The organism is Micromonospora matsumotoense, assembly GCF_900091525.1.
GTDB lineage: Bacteria > Actinomycetota > Actinomycetes > Mycobacteriales > Micromonosporaceae > Micromonospora > Micromonospora matsumotoensis.
Genome location: NZ_FMCU01000050.1, coordinates 1 through 4,996, shown reverse-complemented (window position 1 = coordinate 4,996; position 4,996 = coordinate 1). Strand labels below are relative to the sequence as shown.

The window sequence follows — 4,996 nt, the reverse complement described above, 5'->3', positions numbered from 1 at the left end:
CAGCGGGTGGGGATGGGTCGTGAGTTGGCGGCGGCGTTCCCGGTGTTCGCGTCGGCGTTGGACGAGGTGTGTGCCGCGTTCGGGCCGTTGCTCGGTGGTGATCTGCGGGAGGTGGTGTTCGCCGATCCGGACGGGGTTCTCGACCAGACGGGGTGGACGCAGCCGGCGTTGTTCGCGGTCGAGGTGGCGTTGTTCCGCCTCGCGCAGTCGTGGGGTTTGAAGCCGGATTTCGTGGCGGGTCACTCGATCGGTGAGTTGGCTGCGGCGCATGTGGCGGGGGTGTGGTCGCTTGAAGATGCGTGTCGGGTGGTGGCGGCCAGGGGTGGGTTGATGCAGGCGTTGCCCGCCGGTGGGGCGATGTTGGCGATCGCCGCGCCGTTGGCGGAGTTGGATCTCGGCGACGTCGATGTGGCGGCGGTGAACGGTCCCCGGGCCGTCGTGGTGTCGGGCACCGAGGAGCAGATCGCGGCGCTGGAGGCTCGGCTTGAGGTGAAGACCCGCAGGTTGCGGGTGTCGCACGCGTTCCATTCGCATCTGATGGACCCGATGCTGGCCGAGTACGGGCGGGTCCTCGACGGGGTCACCGCCAATTCGGCGGTCGTCCCGTTGGTGTCGACGGCGACCGGTGGTCTTGCCACCGATGCCGAGCTGGGTTCGGCGGAGTATTGGCAGGGGCAGGTGCGCGGCACCGTGCGGTTCGCCGACGCGGTGGCCGCACTGGCCGCGCGGGGCGTGACCCGGTTCGTGGAGATCGGGCCGGACAGCGTGCTCACCGCGATGGTGGGGGAGTGTGTCGAGGACACCGCCGCGATCCCGTTGCAACGCCGGGACCGCGACCAGGTCACCGGCTACGCCGCCGGGATGGCCCAGGCCTGGGTCACCGGGGCGGACCTGGACTGGGCGGGTGTGCACCCCGACGCCCGCCAGGTCGCCCTGCCCACCTACGCCTTCGCCCGGCAACGGTACTGGCTGGAGACGCCCACCGCCGCGCCGGCCACCGCCACCGACGGCTGGCGGTACCGGGTGGTGTGGCGGGCCACCGACCTGCCCACCGGCCCGGAGCTGACCGGGGACTGGTGGATCGTCACGCCGGACGCGCTCACCGACGACCCCCGGGTCACCGCCGCCGCCGACGCGCTCGCCGCCCGTGGTGCCACCGTCATCCGACGTACCGCCAGCGAGGTCACCGGACCCGACCGGGACACCGAGGGCAGCGGCGACGCAGCCGGGTCCGTCGGCGGGGACACCCCGGCCGGGGTCGTCTCGCTGCTCGCCCTCGACGACACCCCCGACCCGTACGACGCCGGGCTGTCCGTCGGGGTCACCGGCACCGTACGACTGGTGCACGCCCTCGCCGCCGCCGGGTTCACCGGCCGGCTCTGGTGCCTCACCACCGGCGGTGTCGCCGTCGACCGGTACGAGGACCTGCCGCACGCCGCACAGGCCGGGCTCTGGGGCCTCGGCACCGTGCTCTCCCTCGACTACCCCGGCTGGTGGGGCGGCCTCGTCGACCTGCCGACCGAGTGGACGCCCGACAACCTCGACCGGCTCGTCGACGTGCTCGCCGACGGCGGTGAGGACCAGGTCGCCGTGCGTACCGCCGGGGTGCTGGCCCGGCGGATGGTCCGCTGGCCGGCCGCCGGCAGCCCCGACCGGCGCTGGCGACCCCGGGGCACCGTGCTGGTCACCGGCGGCACCGGCGGCATCGGCGCGCACCTCACCGAATGGCTCCTCGACCAGGGCGCCGAGCGGGTGGTGCTGGCCAGCCGGCGGGGACCGGCCGCCCCCGGCGCCGCCGACCTGGCCGCCCGCCTGCCCGGCGTGCAGGTCGTCGCGTGCGACGTGGCCGACCGGGACGCGGTCGCCGCGCTGCTCGACGGGATCGGCGACGACCTGACCGCCGTCTTCCACGCCGCCGGGGTGCTCTACGACCCCGCCCCCCTCGACGCGACCAGCCTCGACGACTTCGCCGCCGTGTGCCGGGCCAAGGTGCGCGGCGCGACCCACCTCGACGCGCTGCTCGCCGACCGGCCGCTCGACGCGTTCGTCCTGTTCGCCTCCGGGGCGGCCGTCTGGGGCAGCGCCGGGCAGGCCGCCTACGGCACCGGCAACGCCTGGCTCGACGCGCTCGCCCACCAGCGCCGCCGCCGGGGTCGGACCGCCACCTCCATCGCCTGGGGCACCTGGGGCGGTGGAGGCATGGTCGACGAGCAGGCCACCGAACACCTCCTGCGCCAGGGCACCCCGCCGATGGCGCCGCGCCTCGCCCTCGGTGCGTTGCAGCAGGTGCTCGACCACGACGAGAGCCACCTCGTGGTCACCGACATCGACTGGGCCCGGTTCACCCCGATCTACACCCTGGCCCGGCCCCGGCCGCTGCTCGCCGCGCTCCCCGAGGCCCACCAGAGCGCGGTGACCGTCGCCCCGGCCACGCCCGCCGACACCTCCGTGCTGGCCGGCCTGCCCGACGCCGAGCGGCTGCCGTACCTGCTGGACACCGTCCGCGCGCAGGTCGCCGCCGTCCTCGGGTACGACGCGGCCACCACCGTGGACGTCCAGCGGCCGTTCCGGGAACTCGGCTTCGACTCGCTGACCGCGGTGGAGCTGCGTAACGCCCTCGGCGCGGCCGTCGGGCTGCGGCTGCCGGCCACCATGGTCTACGACCACCCGACCCCCGCCGTGCTGGCCCGCCACCTGTACGACGAACTCGTCGGCACCACCGCCCCGACCAACGTGACCTCCGGCGGCGGCGGGTCCGACCCCGACGAGCCGATCGCCATCGTCGGGATGAGCTGCCGCTACCCGGGGGGCGTCCGGTCCCCGGAGGACCTGTGGCGGCTGGTCGACAGCGGCACCGACGCGATCAGCGCGTTCCCCGTCGACCGGGGCTGGGACACCGACGCGCTCTTCGACGCCGACCCGGACCGGCCCGGCACCAGCTACGTCCGTTCCGGCGGCTTCGTCTACGAGGCGGGCGCGTTCGACGCCGAGTTCTTCGGCATCTCGCCCCGCGAGGCGATCGCCATGGACCCGCAGCAGCGGTTGATGCTGGAGGTCACCTGGGAGGCGTGCGAGCGGGCCGGAATGAACCCCGAGGCGCTGCGCGGCAGCCCGGTCGGGGTCTTCGTCGGCTCCGGTGCCCAGGACTACGGCGACCTGCTCGGTCTCGCCCCCGCCGAGTCGGAGGCGTACCTGAGCACCGGCAGTTCCGCCTCGGTGATCTCCGGTCGGGTGTCGTACGCGTTCGGGTTCGAGGGGCCGTCGATGACGATCGACACGGCGTGTTCGTCGTCGCTGGTCGCGCTGCACCTCGCCGCCCAGGCGCTGCGGGCCGGGGAGTGCGACAGCGCCATCGCCGGCGGGGTGCTGGTGATGTCGAACCCCACCCCGTTCGTGGCGTTCAGCCGGCAGCGGGGCCTCGCCCCGGACGGCCGCTGCAAGTCGTTCTCCGACGACGCCGACGGCACCGGCTGGTCCGAGGGGGTCGGCGTGCTGGTGCTGGAGCGGCTCTCCGACGCCCAGCGGCGCGGTCACCGCGTCTACGGGGTGATCCGGGGTTCGGCGGTGAACCAGGACGGGGCGTCCAACGGGTTGACCGCGCCGAACGGGCCGGCCCAGCAGCGGGTGATCCGGGCGGCGTTGGCCAACGCCCGGCTCACCCCCGACCAGGTCGACGCCGTCGAGGCACACGGCACCGGCACCACCCTCGGTGACCCGATCGAGGCGCAGGCGCTGCTCGCCACGTACGGCCGGGACCGGGACCGCCCGCTGTGGCTCGGCTCGATCAAGTCGAACATGGGGCACGCCCAGGCCGCCGCCGGCATGGCCGGGGTGATCAAGATGGTGATGGCGATGCGGCACGGGACGCTGCCGCGCACCCTGCACGCCGGGACCCCGTCCCGACAGATCGACTGGGCGGCCGGCGACGTCCGGCTGCTCACCGAGCCGGTCGCCTGGCCGGCCGGGGGCCGGCCCCGCCGGGCCGGGGTGTCGTCGTTCGGGATCAGCGGCACCAACGCGCACGTGATCGTCGAGGAAGCCCCACCGGTCGAGTCCGCCGGGCCGGTCGAGGGCGCCGAGCCGCCGGTGGTGCTCTGGCCGCTGTCCGCCCGGTCCGCCGCCGCGCTGGCCGGGCAGGCCGCCCGGCTCCACGACGAACTCCCCACCGACGTACGGCCGGTGGACGTCGGGCACGCGCTGGCCGCCGGCCGGGCCGCCCTGGACCACCGGGGCGTGGTCGTCGGCCGACCCGGCACCGACCCGACCGCCGGGCGGTCGGCCTCGACCGACGGCACCGAGCCGGGCGCGGACCCGTCGGTCCCGGGCGGCCCCGACCTGACCGCCGGCCTGGCGGCTCTGGCAGCCGGCACCGGACTCTCGGGCCGGGTCAGCGCCGGTCGTACGGCGGTGCTGTTCACCGGTCAGGGTGCGCAGCGGGTGGGGATGGGTCGTGAGTTGGCGGACGCGTTCCCGGTGTTCGCCGCCGCTCTGGACGAGGTGTGTGCGGCGTTCGGGCCGTTGCTGGGTGGTGATCTGCGGGAGGTGATGTTCACCGATCCGGATGGGGTTCTGGATCAGACGGGGTGGACGCAGCCGGCGTTGTTCGCGGTCGAGGTGGCGTTGTTCCGCCTGGCCGAGTCGTGGGGTCTCAAGCCGGATTTCGTGGCGGGTCATTCGATCGGTGAGTTGGCTGCGGCGCACGTCGCCGGGGTGTGGTCCCTGGCGGACGCCTGCCGTGTCGTGGCGGCCCGGGGCGGGCTGATGCAGGCCCTGCCGGCGGGCGGCGCGATGCTGGCGATCGCCGCGCCGCTTGTCGAGTTGGATCTCGGTGACGTGGACGTGGCGGCGGTGAACGGTCCCCGGGCCGTCGTCGTCTCTGGCACCGAGGAGCAGGTTGCCGCGTTGGAGGCGTCGCTTGAGGTGAAGACGCGCCGGTTGCGGGTGTCGCACGCGTTCCACTCGCACCTGATGGACCCGATGCTGGCCGACTACGGGC

Annotated in this window: 1 protein-coding gene; it reads left to right on the top strand. The window is 74.6% G+C overall.

The window, feature by feature from the left end; translation table 11 throughout:
- Positions 1 to 4,996: type I polyketide synthase (locus tag GA0070216_RS33475; protein ID WP_141723307.1), on the top strand; the 4,996-nt coding region annotated here is incomplete at both ends.